The sequence below is a fragment of the Synechococcus sp. Tobar12-5m-g genome (genome assembly GCF_024345415.1).
GTDB lineage: Bacteria > Cyanobacteriota > Cyanobacteriia > PCC-6307 > Cyanobiaceae > Regnicoccus.
Genome location: NZ_JAGQBB010000016.1, coordinates 24192 through 38483, shown reverse-complemented (window position 1 = coordinate 38483; position 14292 = coordinate 24192). Strand labels below are relative to the sequence as shown.

Annotated in this window: 16 protein-coding genes; 3 read left to right on the top strand and 13 right to left on the bottom strand. The window is 65.8% G+C overall.

Going from position 1 to position 14292, the window contains the following annotated elements; all coding sequences use genetic code 11:
* Window positions 1–14 precede the first annotated feature (14 nt).
* From KBY66_RS10795 to KBY66_RS10785, 3 genes are all read right to left on the bottom strand, one after another.
* On the bottom strand, window positions 15–473 hold the full coding sequence (locus KBY66_RS10795; RefSeq protein ID WP_255089457.1) for a response regulator transcription factor: 459 nt from the start codon (window positions 471–473) through the stop codon (window positions 15–17).
* Between the two features lie 97 nt (window positions 474–570).
* Window positions 571–1959, bottom strand: coding sequence for a glutathione-disulfide reductase (gene gorA / locus KBY66_RS10790; protein WP_255089456.1), 1389 nt, complete (start codon window positions 1957–1959; stop codon window positions 571–573).
* A gap of 43 nt (window positions 1960–2002) precedes the next feature.
* Window positions 2003–2875, bottom strand: coding sequence for a hypothetical protein (locus KBY66_RS10785; protein ID WP_255089455.1), 873 nt, complete (start codon window positions 2873–2875; stop codon window positions 2003–2005).
* A 256-nt stretch (window positions 2876–3131) separates the two neighbouring features.
* Between KBY66_RS10785 and KBY66_RS10780 the strand changes: the two genes are divergently transcribed.
* Both KBY66_RS10780 and KBY66_RS10775 read left to right on the top strand, forming a co-directional pair.
* Window positions 3132–4436 carry a glutathione S-transferase family protein gene (locus KBY66_RS10780; protein ID WP_255089454.1) on the top strand — a complete coding sequence of 435 codons (1305 nt, stop codon included), beginning with the start codon at window positions 3132–3134 and terminating at the stop codon, window positions 4434–4436.
* A gap of 11 nt (window positions 4437–4447) precedes the next feature.
* Window positions 4448–5038, top strand: coding sequence for a DUF2808 domain-containing protein (locus KBY66_RS10775; protein ID WP_255089453.1), 591 nt, complete (start codon window positions 4448–4450; stop codon window positions 5036–5038).
* On the opposite strand, the gene KBY66_RS10770 is transcribed toward KBY66_RS10775, so the two are convergent.
* The 3 genes from KBY66_RS10770 to KBY66_RS10760 form a co-directional block, all read right to left on the bottom strand.
* Window positions 5017–5487, bottom strand: coding sequence for a cupin domain-containing protein (locus KBY66_RS10770; RefSeq protein WP_255089452.1), 471 nt, complete (start codon window positions 5485–5487; stop codon window positions 5017–5019). The two genes, KBY66_RS10775 and KBY66_RS10770, sit on opposite strands and share 22 nt — an antisense overlap.
* On the bottom strand, window positions 5487–5939 hold the full coding sequence (locus KBY66_RS10765; protein ID WP_255089451.1) for a VOC family protein: 453 nt from the start codon (window positions 5937–5939) through the stop codon (window positions 5487–5489). The genes KBY66_RS10770 and KBY66_RS10765 overlap by 1 nt, the downstream gene beginning before the upstream one ends.
* Window positions 5940–6153: 214 nt before the next feature.
* On the bottom strand, window positions 6154–6618 hold the full coding sequence (locus KBY66_RS10760; protein ID WP_255089446.1) for a hypothetical protein: 465 nt from the start codon (window positions 6616–6618) through the stop codon (window positions 6154–6156).
* Window positions 6619–6809: 191 nt separating this feature from the next.
* On the opposite strand from KBY66_RS10760, the gene KBY66_RS10755 reads away from it, so the two are divergent.
* Window positions 6810–7547 (top strand): BMC domain-containing protein, encoded by a 738-nt coding sequence (locus KBY66_RS10755; RefSeq protein WP_255089445.1) that lies wholly within the window; start codon window positions 6810–6812, stop codon window positions 7545–7547.
* A 37-nt stretch (window positions 7548–7584) separates the two neighbouring features.
* On the opposite strand, the gene rdgB is transcribed toward KBY66_RS10755, so the two are convergent.
* From rdgB to KBY66_RS10725, 7 genes are all read right to left on the bottom strand, one after another.
* The gene (gene rdgB / locus KBY66_RS10750) at window positions 7585–8178 is read right to left on the bottom strand and encodes an RdgB/HAM1 family non-canonical purine NTP pyrophosphatase (RefSeq protein WP_255089444.1); all 594 of its coding nucleotides are present in this window, start codon (window positions 8176–8178) and stop codon (window positions 7585–7587) included.
* 10 nt (window positions 8179–8188) lie between these two features.
* Complete coding sequence (locus KBY66_RS10745) at window positions 8189–8566, bottom strand: hypothetical protein (protein WP_255089442.1); 378 nt, start codon at window positions 8564–8566, stop codon at window positions 8189–8191.
* A gap of 83 nt (window positions 8567–8649) precedes the next feature.
* The gene (locus tag KBY66_RS10740) at window positions 8650–10353 is read right to left on the bottom strand and encodes a mechanosensitive ion channel family protein (RefSeq protein ID WP_255089441.1); all 1704 of its coding nucleotides are present in this window, start codon (window positions 10351–10353) and stop codon (window positions 8650–8652) included.
* 35 nt (window positions 10354–10388) lie between these two features.
* Window positions 10389–10544 carry a dienelactone hydrolase family protein gene (locus KBY66_RS15890; RefSeq protein ID WP_399225290.1) on the bottom strand — a complete coding sequence of 52 codons (156 nt, stop codon included), beginning with the start codon at window positions 10542–10544 and terminating at the stop codon, window positions 10389–10391.
* Between the two features lie 6 nt (window positions 10545–10550).
* Window positions 10551–10691 carry a hypothetical protein gene (locus KBY66_RS10735; RefSeq protein ID WP_255089439.1) on the bottom strand — a complete coding sequence of 47 codons (141 nt, stop codon included), beginning with the start codon at window positions 10689–10691 and terminating at the stop codon, window positions 10551–10553.
* 340 nt (window positions 10692–11031) lie between these two features.
* Window positions 11032–13587, bottom strand: a complete 2556-nt coding sequence (locus tag KBY66_RS10730; RefSeq protein WP_255089438.1) for an ATP-dependent Clp protease ATP-binding subunit — start codon at window positions 13585–13587, stop codon at window positions 11032–11034.
* A 212-nt stretch (window positions 13588–13799) separates the two neighbouring features.
* Complete coding sequence (locus KBY66_RS10725) at window positions 13800–14285, bottom strand: GNAT family N-acetyltransferase (protein ID WP_255089437.1); 486 nt, start codon at window positions 14283–14285, stop codon at window positions 13800–13802.
* Window positions 14286–14292: the final 7 nt, after the last annotated feature.

Sequence of the window (14292 nt, the reverse complement as noted above, 5' to 3'; positions counted from 1 at the left end):
CGGAGCTCCGTTCGTCACCGGGTGCTCTTGCTTCGGGCAGCCAACTCCCCCAGCGAGGTCCCTTCCCAGGCGGTGGATCCGGGCATCGAGCGACCCGCGCCGCGATCGGGCAGCAGGGCCTTGAGTCGTACGAAGAGCTCCTCGAAATCGCAGGGGGTGGGGAGGTAGGCATCCGCCCCGGCCCGGAAGCCGTCCAGGCGGTCGGCCATGGCTCCGAGGGTGGAGACGATCAGGATGGGGATGGCGGTGGTCCGTCGGTCGGCCCGCAGGTCCTGGCAGATTCCGAGTCCGTTGGGCATCGGTGCTGGGCTCGACTGAATCAGGATCAGGCAGGGCTGCCGCTCCCGGGCCAGGTCCAGGGCCTGGAGCCCATCGCTGGGCCCATGAACCAGCCAGCCAGCTGCCTCCAGAAAGGGAAGCATTTGGCATTGAGGCTCCGCTTCGAGGCCGATCAGGAGGAGCGCTGGTTTCAAGGAAGATCCCGATCCGGCTCAGGATGTGAGCCCTTACCATCAAATCCTAGTCAACATTTGATCAGCTTTTTCTTGGTTTTCCCCTCTTTAGGAGATCTCAAGGATTGTCCGGCATGGTCACAAATTCCTCGGCCACGGTGGGGTGCAGCGCCATGGTGCGATCGAAATCGGCCTTGGTGGCCCCCATGCCGATGGCGATCGCCGCCATCTGAATGATCTCGGCAGCATGGTCCCCCACCATGTGACAACCCAGCACCTTGCCGGTGGCCTGCTCCACCACCAGCTTGAGCAGACAACGGGGACCGCGTTGCGGCAGGGCCTGGCTCATCGCCCGGAAGCGGGCGCGATGCACGCGGATGGCTTCACGGCCGAGCCGTTCCACCGCAGCCTCCTCGCTCAGCCCCACCGTGGCCAGCTCCGGCTGGCTGAACACGGCGCTGGCGATCAGGCCATGATCCACCTGGCGTGGCTGCTGGCCATAGACCGTATCGGCGAAGGCGCGCCCCTCATCCACGGCGACGGGGGTGAGATTGATCCGATCGGTGACATCTCCCACGGCGTAGATGTGGGGGATGTTGGTGCATTGATCGGCATCCACCGGAATTCTCTCCTGCTCGATCGCCACCCCGGCGGCCTCCAGGTTGAGCGGGGTGAGCCAGGGCTTGCGGCCCGTTGCCAGCAGCACACCGCCGCAGGGCAGGGCATCGCCGCTTTGGCTGGTCAGCACCAGTGCGCCGGCCTTGCCGCTGATCGCGGCTGGGCTGTGGCAGAAGCGGATCTCGATTCCGTCGGCTTCCATGGCTTCGCGGACAGTCTCGGAGAGCTCCCGGTCGAAGCCCCGCAGCAGGTGGTCGCCGCGCACCAGCTGGGTGACCCCCACGCCGAGACCGTTGAGGATCCCGGCGAATTCGCAGGCGATGAAGCCCGCCCCCACGATCACCACCCGCTCGGGCAGGGTTTCGAGCAGGAAAAGGTCGTCGCTCACCCAGGCCAGCTCGGCGCCGGGAAGATCGGGCCGCTGGGGCCGCCCGCCCACGGCAATCAACAGGCGCTCGCCCCGCAGGACCCGTGGCGGCGCCGGGTCGGTGGTGGTGACCTGGAGGTGATGGGGATCCAGGAACCGCCCCCAGCCCCGCACCAGTTCCACTCCCGCCGCGTCGAGGAAACCGAGATGCAGTTGGTTGAGCCGGTCCACCTCGGAGCGCACCTGGGCCAGCAGGCGGGCCGGATCACAGTGGGGGGAGCCGATCGACCAGCCGTAGCTGGCGGCGTCTTCGAGCAGGTGCCGGTAGGTGGATCCGTAGACCAGCAGTTTCTTGGGGACACAGCCGCGGATCACGCAGGTGCCGCCGACCCGGTCGCCTTCGACGATGGCCACCCGGGCGCCGTGGGAGGCGGCGCGTTTGGCGGCTGCCAGCCCCCCCGATCCAGCACCGATCACCACCAGGTCGAAGGCCTCCACCGCGGCGGAGAGCGTTGGGGTCATGGGGGGTCAACGGCTGGATCCAGAATGGCCGATCCCCTCTCCATTACACCATTTTTGCCATCACCGTTCTGTTGGCCAACTCTGTTTCCGCCTGAAGACCCTGTCGCAACTGCCGGGTCAGTTGCGACATCAAGCCCTTGAAATAGGGCTGCTCTTCCGCATAACTGGCGCTGTAGACAATGCCGATCACGTCATGGTCGATGGGGGTGGTATCCAGCAGGCTGAACTGATCCGGGATCGGCTGATGATTCAGCTGCAGATGGCTGATCACCTCTGCGGTTTCGGGCCCATCGATCTCTCGGCGCTCCCGAGCCGTGGTTTCAATCCGATAGCCGAGAGTCTTGAGCCGGCTGATCAACCTTGGATGCTGAAGCCGTTGATGCAGCGTCAGGATCGGCTCCCGGTGGTGGCCGATTGCCCCCCTCGGCTTCGGCCCGACACGCCAGAGGGGGGTGCGGATCAGGGCTTCAGCCACCAGCGGCTTGCCCTGAAAATGGAGCAGCTTCCTGCTGCGCTCCAGCTCCAGTTCGTAGAGTGATCCAACGAACACATCGGATATTCGCTCACCGAGCAGCTGCAGGCTGGTGGAGAGATCGGCCTTGTGGCGCAGCCAGCGCTCGATCCGCAGATCGCCGCCGTTGGTGGTGACAGGTAGGAAAGGATCAACCTCGATCCGGCAGAAGCCCTCAGCCGTTCTCAGCTTCTGGGCGGTGAGGCGAAGGGTTGGCAGCAGATCGCGAAGCTTCTTGTCCTCGGCCTCCTCAAGCAGCTCCACAATGGCGCGGTGGGCTCGGTTCAAGGTGGCCTGGGAAAAATCGCAGGAGCCGGCGGCTCGGTTGCAGCTGCCTGAATAGAGGCAAAGTTCGTACAGTGGCAACCAACGCATCACGAGCCGACTGTCGATGCGCTTCTCCATGCTTTGCTTTTTCCTTCGAGCCATGGAGCGATTGGAATATCTAATCTCAGATTTCTACGGTTCAGAGCCTTCTCCTCACGGTATGATCAATATCGATCAATTTTGATACTTTATGGCGAGCCAGGCAAAAGCTGCAGAGGCGCTGTACTTCTTAAGGATATCTTCCTTTTCCATTGCATCGCTGAAGATCGGGCTCGCCAGCGGCGGCGGCAGGCAGGTTCCCTAGCCTCAAAGGCGCTCTTTTGGCCCCGCCAACGTGTCCACAGCTCCCATCGAACCGCTCAGCTGGCAGGGGCTGGAGGCACTGGCTTCGCCCGAGCCCGACCGGGTCACTGGTCCCACCAATGCCCAGGCCACGCTACGGCTCTTCGGCCAGGGCGAATCTGACCTGCGGGTCACCCTGTTCCGGGATCACCATGCCTGGTGTCCCTACTGCCAGAAGGTGTGGCTGTGGCTGGAGGAAAAGCGAATCCCCTACCGGATCCGCAAGGTCACGATGGTCTGCTACGGCGAGAAGGAGCCCTGGTTCAAGCGTCTGGTGCCCTCCGGCATGCTGCCCGCCTTGGACCTCGATGGCCGCCTGATCACCGAGAGCGACGACATCCTGTTGGCCCTCGAATCGGCCTTCGGGCCCCTCGGCGCGGCCATGGAGGATCCGCGGGTGCTGCCGTTGCGCCAGCTGGAGCGCACCCTGTTCCGGGCCTGGTGCCAGTGGTTGTGCGTGCCCCGCCGTTCGGAGCGGGAGGAAGCTGCCGCCGAGAGGGCCTTCGACCGGGTGGCGGCGATGGTGGATCAGGCCCTGCAGGCCACGCCCGGCCCCTTCTTCCTGGCGGAATTCAGCACGGCCGATCTGGTCTTCACCCCGTACATCGAGCGAATGAACGCCAGCCTCTACTACTACAAGGGCTATGGGCTCAAGGAGCGCCATCCCTCCATCGCCGCCTGGTTCACGGCGATGGAGGGGCGATCCACCTACCTGGGAACCCAGGGCGACTTCCACACCCACGCCCATGATCTTCCTCCCCAGATGGGGGGCTGCTTCGCGAGTGGCTCGCCGCGCCAGCTGGCCTGCCGCCAGCGGGTCGATCAGGGCCCGTGGCCCCTGGAGGAACCGCTGGATCCGGAAACCTCCCAGCCCGCCGTTGCGGGCGCCGCGGCGGAGGCCCTGCGGCGGGTGCTCAGGCACCGCGATGCGATTCAGGCCGTGAATCCCGTGCCGCCCGAGCGCTTCGGCCTGGCCCTGCGTTGCGCCCTGACCCGTTTGATCGAGGGCTGGCCCTGCCAGCCGCCGCCAGGCTCCGCCCTTGGGCTCCTGTACCTGCGGGATCGCATCAGCGTTCCGCGCGACATGTCGCTGCAGGCGGCCAGGGCCCTGCGCCAGGCCTTGACCCAGACGGCGGCGGATCAGGCAACCGGAAGTCAGGCTATGGAGGTTCAGGCCATGGGGCGCCAGGCTGGTGGGGAACCGATTCCCCTGCCGAATCACCATCGCCGCGACCAAGACCCCCGCCCGTTTCAACGGGCCGTGGGATCGTCGAGCCCCCAGACAAATCCACCGTAATGCCCCAGCCGATGAGCCAGTCCGCCAACCCCCACCGCACCAGGCGGTTCACCGGCCTCCGGAGCCTGGGCCTGATCACCGCCCTTGCTCTGCTGGTGCCGGCGTTGCAATCGCTGCAGCCGCTGCGTGCCCTTGAGCTGCGCGGCATGACCGTCTTCCAGACGCCCCCCTGGAAACTCACGTTCCGCAACTATTACACCACCGTGATGGACAACGGTGCGGAGTACTACTTCACGATTGAGATGCCCGAGCAGGCCGGGGCGGATCTGGGGCGGGTGGAGATTCAGCAGACCAGCGGGGTGGACTGGACCTTCCCCTTCGATGAGGGCCGCACCCGCGCCTTCCTCGGCGAGCCTCGCCGGGAGGGAGCCAGCCTGCCGATCGAAACCAGCTTCGACCAGCAGCGCCGCCTGTTCAGCATCCGCTTCGAGGCGCCGCCTGGTCCTGGCCAGACGGTCACAGTGGTGCTCAAGCCCTACAACAACCCAGCCCAGTCGGGGATCACCCTGTTTGCGGTGCGGGCCTATCCAGCCGGCCCCAACCCCGTCGGTGGGCAGGTGGGTTTCGCCCGGCTCTCGATCTACAGCAACACCCTGTTCTGAGCGTCGTCGTTCTGAGCGTCGCCCTGGTCGTCCTCGCAGGTGAAGTCGGCGAAGTCGAAACCGGGGGCCACGCAACAGTTCACCAGGGTCCAGGCGCCCAGGCTGCGCGCCGCTTGCCACCAGTTGGGGGGGATCACCTGGACGGGATACTGCTCCGGAACGGCCGGATCCAGGGGACCCAGCCGCATCGCCAGGGCCTCGCCACCATCGGGGTGCCGGCTCCACAGCTCCAGGGGGGCACCGGCGGCATGGTGCCAGCTCTCCTCCGCCCCGCCCAGCCGGTGCCAGCGGCTCATCACTCCGGCGGGCAGCAGGAAGTCGATCAACGTGAAGGCCGAGCGCTCCAGGCCATCGGCCCGCCGCACGATCAGCGTCGAGCGATGCCGTTCCCGGTAGAACCCCCCCTCTGGGTGCGGTGTGAGCTGGAGCCGCTCGATCAGATCTGGCATCACGGCAGGAGGGAGGGATCGGTGCGCTCCCCTACCAGGGTCAGCTCTCCAAGGCCGAGCACCGCTTCGGGATGGCGGTAGTGCTTGAACTCCAGCCAGTTGGCGGAGGGATCGATCAGAAAGAAACTGCGGTGCTCCAGCGGGGAATCCGGATAGCGAAGCCGGCAGGCCACGCCAAAGCGGAGCTCCTGCTGCTTCGCCCGTTGCTCGATCGCCTCGAAATCCGCCGGCTCGGTGAACACCAGGCCGAAGTGGCGGGGATAGAGGCCCCGCTGGATTGGCCCCGGATCCCGCTCCAGATGGGCCACCAACTGATGGCCGCCGAGCCCGAGCACCATCGCCTCTTGGCTGCGCCGCCCCCTCAGGCAGCCGAGCCCATCGACGTACCAGCGTTCCGTGGCCTCCAGGTCAGAGACGGGAAAGGACAGGTGAAACAGTGCGGGGGACGCCATGGTGGCAGGGTCGCAGTGATACAGAAAAGCCCCCGTGCGGCTGACGGGGGCTTTTCCGGAGCGCAGGGACGCCGGTCGAAGCTGTCTGCCTGTGCTCTGGGCCGACGGTGTGGAGGGCGCGCCGGTAGGTCCTTGATAGCGCCGCTGGAGCGGCTGCCGCCCCAGGCGGCACACAATCGCAACACTCGGTCAGAGCGGGGCGGCAGTCCGGGGATCAGAGGCGCCGGCGGAACCCTTCGCTGAACCCCGTGCTGGCGGCCTCCCGGTCCTCGCCGCGGGAGCGCCGCAGCTGCCAGACATTGCGGCCGATCCGCTCGGCCACCACCCCGGCCCTCCTCACCTTGGCGTTGCCCGGCCGGGCGCCGATCAGAAGACTGACCTCCTGGGTGCTGAGCGGGGCGCCGGTTTCGATCGCCAGGGCAATGGCTTCCAGCCGTGCCTTGATCCCCTGAACCAGAAGCGGCCCGTCCTGGGGGCTCGATTCGGGATCGAACAGCGGCAGTCCGTAGTCGGAGCCCCCCATGCCCCTCATCAGACCCAGCCCCACCACAGCCAGGGCCTGCTCCGGTTTGACGCCCTGGTCGATGGCGCCGGCGATCCAGTCGGAGAAAGATTGTTCGCCCGCCTGGGTGGGAACGGCCTGGGCCGCGGTGGCGGGGCTGCTGCGTTTCGAGACCACGGCGGCAATGGCAGGGCTTCTGAGCCGAAAGGTATCGGCTCAGCCCGCTGCCGCAAGGGGCACCCCGTCGACGCTGATGGCCGGTCAGTGTCGAACGGTAGGATCCGCTCAATTCCTCGAAATCCCAGTCCCTGGGGAACAGTCCTGCGCTTGCAGGCCAAGACGCTCCCCGGTCCCGCAGGTCTGGCACGATGCCCCGTTCGCCACGGTTTGATCCTCGATTTCCGGTTGATCCCCGTCCGCAGAACGCCAATCCTCGATCCAGGCCCACACCCCTGACCGGCAGCCACAGTTCCTCCATCCAGCTGGGAGCGGACATCGAGCTGCGGGCCTACGTGTTCCTCGATTCGCTCCAGCCCCAGCTGGCGGCCTACATGGGCACGGTGTCCCAGGGCTTCCTGCCGATCCCCGGCGATGCCTGCCTCTGGCTGGAGGTGGCTCCGGGCATGGCGGTGCACCGCCTCACCGATATCGCCCTCAAGGCCAGCACGGTGCGGCTCGGCCAGAAGGTGGTGGAGCGCGCCTTCGGATCGCTGGCGCTCTATCACCGCGACCAGAGCAGCGTGCTGCTCTCCGGCCAGGCCGTGATGGATGCGATGGGCACCACGGTGGAGCGGCGCGGCCACTGCGAGGTCACCTGGTCGGAGATCATTCGCGCCATCACCCCCGACCATGCCGTGCTGATCAACCGCCAGAACCGGCGCGGCTCGATGATCCAGGCCGGCATGAGCATGTTCATCCTCGAAACCGAACCCGCCGGCTACGTGCTGATCGCCGCCAACGAGGCGGAGAAATCGTCGAACATCACCGTGGTGGACGTGAAGGCGGTGGGGGCCTACGGGCGCCTCACCCTTGCCGGCCGCGAGGGGGACATCGACGAGGCGGCGGGGGCGGCGATGCGGGCGATCGAGATCATCAACCGTCGTTAGGGGTTGGCCGCAGGCTGCGATCCAGGGGAATGCGCCCCTACCCCACCCCCAGCAGGGCCCGCAGACCCGGGGCGAGCTGCCGGGCGGCCTTGGCACGGCTGCCGAACTTCCCCCATTGGTGGTCGGTCATCTCGGCGACGGTACAACCCGCCTCCCGCACATGAAGGAGCGTGTTGTAGCCATAGCTTCTGATGCCTTTCACTGGTTCTCTCAGGATCTCGCCACGGCAGATCCCCTCCGCTTCCAGCACGGTGTGGCCGCCGGGATCGGCCAGGGCCAGGGCGGAATGGAAGGCGGCGCTGCGGTAGGGGTGGTCGCCCAGTTCAGCCAGCAGCCTGGCGATCCGCTCGGCATCGGTGGCGGCATAGCGGGCCGAGAACACCCCCGGGGCGCCTCCCAGGGCATCCACGGCCAGCCCCGAGTCGTCGGCCAGGGTCCAGCGACCGGTGAGCTTCGCCACGGTTTCGGCCTTCAACCGGGCATTCTCGGCGAAGCTGGCGCCGCTTTCCTCAATCTCCAACCCATCGGGCTGGGCCAGCACCGTGAGCTCCACGGCGTCGAGCATCGTGGTGAGCTCCTCGATCTTGTGCGGATTGCCGCTGGCAATCACCAGCTCCTGACCCTGTGCCAAGGTCCTGCTCTCAACTCCTGGCCTGCAGCGGCGTCCGCTCCCTGCGCGGCAGCGGGCCGTCTCGGTCGGAGCGGAAGGTGAGTTCCAGATCAGCGGCGTGCTCGGGCAGGAGCGCGATCAGGCTGAGAAGGGCCTGGTGGGTCTGGGGGGCTCCTCGGGTCATCGCTTCCGCGCTCATCAGCACCACATCGAGTTCCGGGCCATCGGCCTGGGGCTGCACATCGGCAAACAGCTGCACGGCCAATCCCTGGGGGGGGACCCGCAGCAGCCCGCTGAGGTGAAGTTTGCCCTGATGGTCGATCTCGGTGTCGAGCAGGGCGAGGGTCGGCAGCAGGCGTGGAATCAGCTCCTCCCCGGACGTGGTCCCCTTGGGCTTCAAGACCACCATCAAACGCGCCATGCTTTCAGCCGGAGTAGGCCATCCTCGCCCAGAGGCTGCCCCCACGGCAGCCATGACGCCGTCGTCGATCTTCAGCCCGTTCCAGCAGACCCTGCCTCCTGGTCGGGCTTGGGCACGGTGCTGCGATTGCCATTGCGAATGGCGTGATAGCCGGGTGAGAGGATCTCCACATCGGCGGCGGCGAACTGGTCCTGCAGGGCAGCCAGGAGGGCGGAGAGGCACTGGCGGTAGCTGTCCGCGTCACGAATGAACACGGTCAGCTCGTAGCTGATGTGAAAGTCGTTGAGGGAGGTCTGCAGCACATAGGGCCTGAGCTCATTGGATGCCCCCTCGATGCTGCTCGCTGCCTTAAGCATCAGGCCATGGACCTGGCGCCAGGGAACCTCGTAGCCGATCGTGATCGTTGTGGCCAGGGCCACCGGCTGCTGGATCTCCCGCCTGGAGAAGCTGTAGTTCACGACGGAGGCGCCGATCACCGTGGCGTTGGGGATGCTGACCAACTCGTTGCGGGGGGTTTGCAACCGGGTGACGAGCAGGGCCCGGTCCTGGACCACGCCCACAATCCCGTTGATCTCCACCCGGTCACCTTCCTTGTAGGCGCGGGTGTAGATCAGCATCAAGCCACTGATGATGTTGGTGGCCACGGCGCTGGAGCCCAGGGCGGCCAGAAGCCCCAGCAGCAGGCCCGCCCCCTGGAACGCCTTGCTGTCCGATCCAGGCAGGTAGGGAAAGGCCACCGCCAGGCCGATCAGGGTGATGAAGATCGAAACCAGCCTCGAGGTGGGCAGGGCCCACTCCGCGTAGAACCCCGGGAACCGCAAGCTTCCCCGGTCGAGGGCCTTGAACCAGGCGTGGCTGGCCCGGATCGTCAGCAGGGTGATCATCAGGATCACCGCGATCGACAACAGGTTGGGAATGGCGCCGATCAAGCCACCGATCAGGCGCCCGACCAGGCCCAGAACCTGGCCCCGCAAACCCGCGGCGATCGCCTGGGTGGGCGGGAAGAAGCCCAGCAGCAGGGGGATCAGCAAGTAGCTGACCAGCAGGAGCAGGGCCCATTGCAGGACCTGCCGCGCCACCTGGAGCACCGCCGCCACCTGGGTGGAATCGAGCACCTTGCTTCCGCCAAGCCTCAGCCCGAGCCGTCGCTCGTTGGTCCTGCTGATCAGCCAGCCCTTGATCGATCGGTTCAGGCCCAGCTGAAACCGCAACCAGAGGATGTAGATGCCGAGAACGAGCAGGGCCAGGGCCGTGCCCCGGAGCCAGGAGGCCAGGGAGTTCTCGTCCCGAAAGCGAAGGATGCCGCGCTGAAAGCTGTCGCGGTAATCGGCCGCCAGAGCCTGGCGGCTCTTGCCGAAACAGGCGGCGGTTCGATCATCGATCGCCATTCCCTGGCTGAACACCCCTTGATGCTCGACGCCGATGATCGTGTAGGGCGGGTCTTCGCGCAGAACGAAGGCCTGCGGATGAAAGCTGTAATCGTTGGCGAGCTTGGCCAGCTTGTCCGTCGCCCGCTCCGCCACCGTTCCGGCGCTCTGGACCCCGGGCCCGCCGCGCACCTCGGCGACGCGGCGACCGCCGATCGTGATCCATTCCGGCTTGGCGCTGCAGCCGAATTTGGCCTGAGCGCTTGCAGATTCGTTCGCAACGAAGGGTGCTCCGATCGCCGCCAGAATCCCCAGCCCCAACAGCAGGGCGATCAGTTGGCGCCGCCATCCTCCTCGGGAAGGAACGGCGCCAAAGATGGGGCGGGACGGACGTTCAGGAGCAGCCATTCCGGTAGCCGGTCGCAAGGGTTTGGATCAGCCGCTCACCCTATGGCGCACAGCTTCAGCAACAGCAACCGATGGACGGCCAGCCGGCGGCAGACATCCTGAATGTGGGTGTGCACCCCGAAGATCTCCTGCACCACCAACACCACCGGCCACCGCTGGCCCGAACTGGGCCTGGGGCGATAGGCAGGAATCGGGCGTTACCCAACCGGAATCGTTACGAAACCTGCGGTCAGATCCGTCTCTGGTATGGGCAGAGTGGCGGCTGAGAGCGGACCTGCCGCCAGGGTGAGCCCGTTAGCCAGGCTGCCCAACAACACCTCCGGGCGATTGATCGTCATGGGTGAAACCTCCACCGACGGGCATGGGTTCAACGTTGGGGCCGTGGCAGCGAAGCGAGATAACGCTTTCGTTGACCGGAGGCCCAAGGCTCGTCGATGGGGGGGATTGAAAGAGTGGGCGGATCGATCAAGACTCCTTCTCCATCACTCGACGCCGTTTTGCTCTGATCGCTATGTTCCATGAAGTCAGTCTAAGGAACCCGACCCATGGAAGCGTGTTGCAGATGTCCTGAACGTGTGACAGCCGCCCTTTCCATGCCGTCTAAGAGTGGCCGTCTAAAACTGGCCGCCTAAAAACGTGGCCGCCAAGAAAGAGGGTTAAGGAAGGGCGGGAGGGGGATCAGGCGCTGGCGCCGGCAAGGGCAGGTTCGGGGGTGATGGATTCGATGCTGGAGCGAATCACCACCTTCTTGTCCTCGTCGATATCGACGACGGCCGAATCGCCGTCCTTGATTCGGCCGGAGAGGAACTCTTCGGCCAAGCTGTCTTCGAGCAGGCGCATCACGGCACGGCGCAGGGGGCGGGCCCCGTAGCTGGGGTTGTAGCCCTCCTCGACAAGCCGTTCCTTGAAGGCTTCGGTGACCGAAAGTTCGATGCCCTTCTCGCGGATGCGACTGAACACCTCCCGCAGCATGATTTCGGCAATCTGCTTGACCTCATCCCGGCTGAGTTGCCGGAAGACGATGATCTCATCGAGACGGTTGAGGAACTCGGGGCGGAAGTACTGCTTCAACTCCTCGTTGACCAACGAACGGATGCGGTTGTACTGGGTTTCTTCGGCGGCGGCACCGGAGAACTCAAAACCAAGGCCTCCACCCCCTTTCTCGATCACCTTCGAACCGATGTTCGAGGTCATGATGATCAGGGTGTTCTTGAAGTCGACCGTGCGGCCCTTGGAGTCGGTCAGGCGACCGTCTTCGAGGAGCTGGAGCAGCAGGTTGAACACGTCCGGGTGGGCCTTCTCGATTTCATCGAACAGCACCACGGTGTAGGGGCGCCGACGCACGGCTTCGGTGAGCTGGCCGCCTTCGTTGAAGCCCACATAGCCGGGAGGCGATCCGATCAGTTTGCTGACGGTGTGCCGCTCCATGAACTCCGACATGTCGAGCCGGATCATGGCGTCTTCGCTGCCGAAGAAATAGGCGGCGAGGGATTTAGTGAGTTCCGTCTTGCCGACGCCGGTGGGGCCGGAGAAGATGAAACTGGCAATCGGTCGATTGGGATTCTGCAGGCCGACCCTGGCCCGGCGAATCGCCTTGGACACGGCCTTGACCGCCTCGTCCTGGCCGATCAGGCGTTGGTGGAGGGTTTCCTCCATGTTCAGCAGCTTCACCGATTCGCTCTCGGTGAGCTTCTGCACTGGCACCCCGGTCCAGGAGGCGACGATCTGGGCGATGTCTTCCTCGGTGACCACGGGGCTGCGTTCGTTGCCGGCGCCGGCCAGGGGCAGTTCAAGCGCTCCGGCACTGTCCGGCACGGTGCTCTCAGCCGTGTTGTTGGAGGGTTCCTCCTCGCGGCGGTTCTGGAGAATCAGGCGAATCTGCTCCCGCAGCTCCACCTCCTTGTCGCGCAATTCACCGGCCTTGCCGAAATCCTGCTGGCGTACGGAGTCTTCCTTCTGTTTCTGAACACCTCGGAGCTGCTTGTCGAGTTCCTTGGCGGCAGGTGGCAGCTTGGAATTCATCAGCCGCACCCGGCTGCCCGCCTCGTCGACCAGGTCGATGGCCTTGTCGGGCAGGAAGCGATCACTGATGTAGCGATCGCCGAGGGTGGCGGCGGCCACCAGGGCTTCGTCGCTGATGCGCAGGCGGTGGTGCTGCTCATAGCGTTCCCGCAGTCCCCGCAGGATCTCGATCGTGTCGAGAACAGTGGGCTCGCCCACCATCACCGGCTGGAAGCGGCGCTCCAGGGCGGCATCCCGCTCGATGTGCTTGCGGTACTCATCCAGGGTGGTGGCGCCGATGCATTGCAGCTCGCCGCGGGCCAGGGCAGGCTTGAGGATGTTGGCGGCATCGATCGCACCCTCGGCGGCTCCGGCTCCGATCAAGGTGTGCACCTCGTCGATCACCAGGATCACGTTGCCGGCGCTGCGGATCTCCTCCATGATCTTCTTGAGGCGTTCCTCGAATTCGCCTCGGTACTTGGTGCCGGCCACCAGCAGGCCGATGTCGAGGGTGAGGACCCGTTTGTCCTCGAGAATGTCGGGGATTTCCCCCTGGGTGATGCGCTGGGCCAGGCCCTCGGCGATCGCGGTTTTGCCGACGCCGGGCTCGCCGATCAGCACCGGGTTGTTCTTGGTGCGGCGACCCAGGATCTGCACCACCCGTTCGATCTCGTTCTGGCGGCCCACCACCGGGTCGAGTTTTCCCTCGGCGGCGAGCTGGGTGAGGTTGCTGCCGAACTCGTCGAGGGTGGGGGTCTTGGTGGAACCCTTGCTGCCGCTGCCGGCGGCCACTTCGGCCGTTTCGCCCAGCATGCGGATCACCTGGGTGCGCACCTTGGCCAGGTCGACGCCGAGGTTTTCGAGCACCCGGGCGGCGACACCTTCGCCTTCACGGATCAGGCCCAGCAGCAGATGCTCGGTGCCGATGTAGTTGTGTCCGAGTTGCCGGGCCTCCTCCAGGGACAGCTCCAGCACCCGCTTGGCGCGGGGAGTGAAGGGAATTTCCACCGCCACGAAGCCGGAGCCGCGCCCGATGATCTTCTCCACCTCGACGCGGGCATCCTTGAGGTTGACCCCCATCGACTTGAGCACCTTGGCGGCGACTCCGGTGCCCTCGCCGATCAGGCCCAGCAGAATCTGCTCGGTGCCAACAAAATTGTGGCCGAGCCGGCGGGCCTCTTCCTGGGCCAGCATGATGACCTTGATGGCCTTCTCGGTGAACCGCTCGAACATGGGCGGTGCCTGTGCAAGTGCTCCCAACTTATCAGGGCTGGGAGGGTGATGGAGAATCCCCGGGCACAACGGGGAAATCCATTGCGAATACAGGGGGTTGGCGGGTGCCTATTGATACATGTCGAGCCTGATCTTTGCGGCCTTCCGTATCAAGATAGGGCGGCAATCCGAACCTTCCGAATCCACCGGCCTCGGCGGGTTGCTGGATCCGATCAGCCGGCGTCCAGCCCGGGGCCCAACGGTGCCCATTGGATCAGAGCATCGTCGCCATTGCGGTAGTAACTGCGACGCCGCCCAGCGGTGCGGAAGCCCAGGGAGGCGTAGAGGCTGAGGGCTGCCCTGTTGGCCTCGGCCACTTCCAGGGTGGCCCGCCTGCAGCCCAGGAGGTGGGCTTGCCAAACCAGGGCCTCCAGCACCCGCCGGCCCAGGCCCAGGCGCTGCCGCTCGGGATGCACCGCCACGACAGACACATGGAGTTCGTCGTGGATCACTGAGCCGGTGGCCAGGGCCTCCAGGACCTCGCCCTGACGGGGGCCCTGACGGGGGCCCTGACTGAGGCCCAGGCAGAGGCGGTCCGGGTCCTCCAGCTCACGCCTCCACTGAAGCGGGGTCCAGAGACCACCGAGGGCCAGCCGATCGAGGTCACAGCAGGAGGCCAGATCGTCGATCGACAGCCGCCGCGGCCCGAGTGCCTCCATGCAGCCC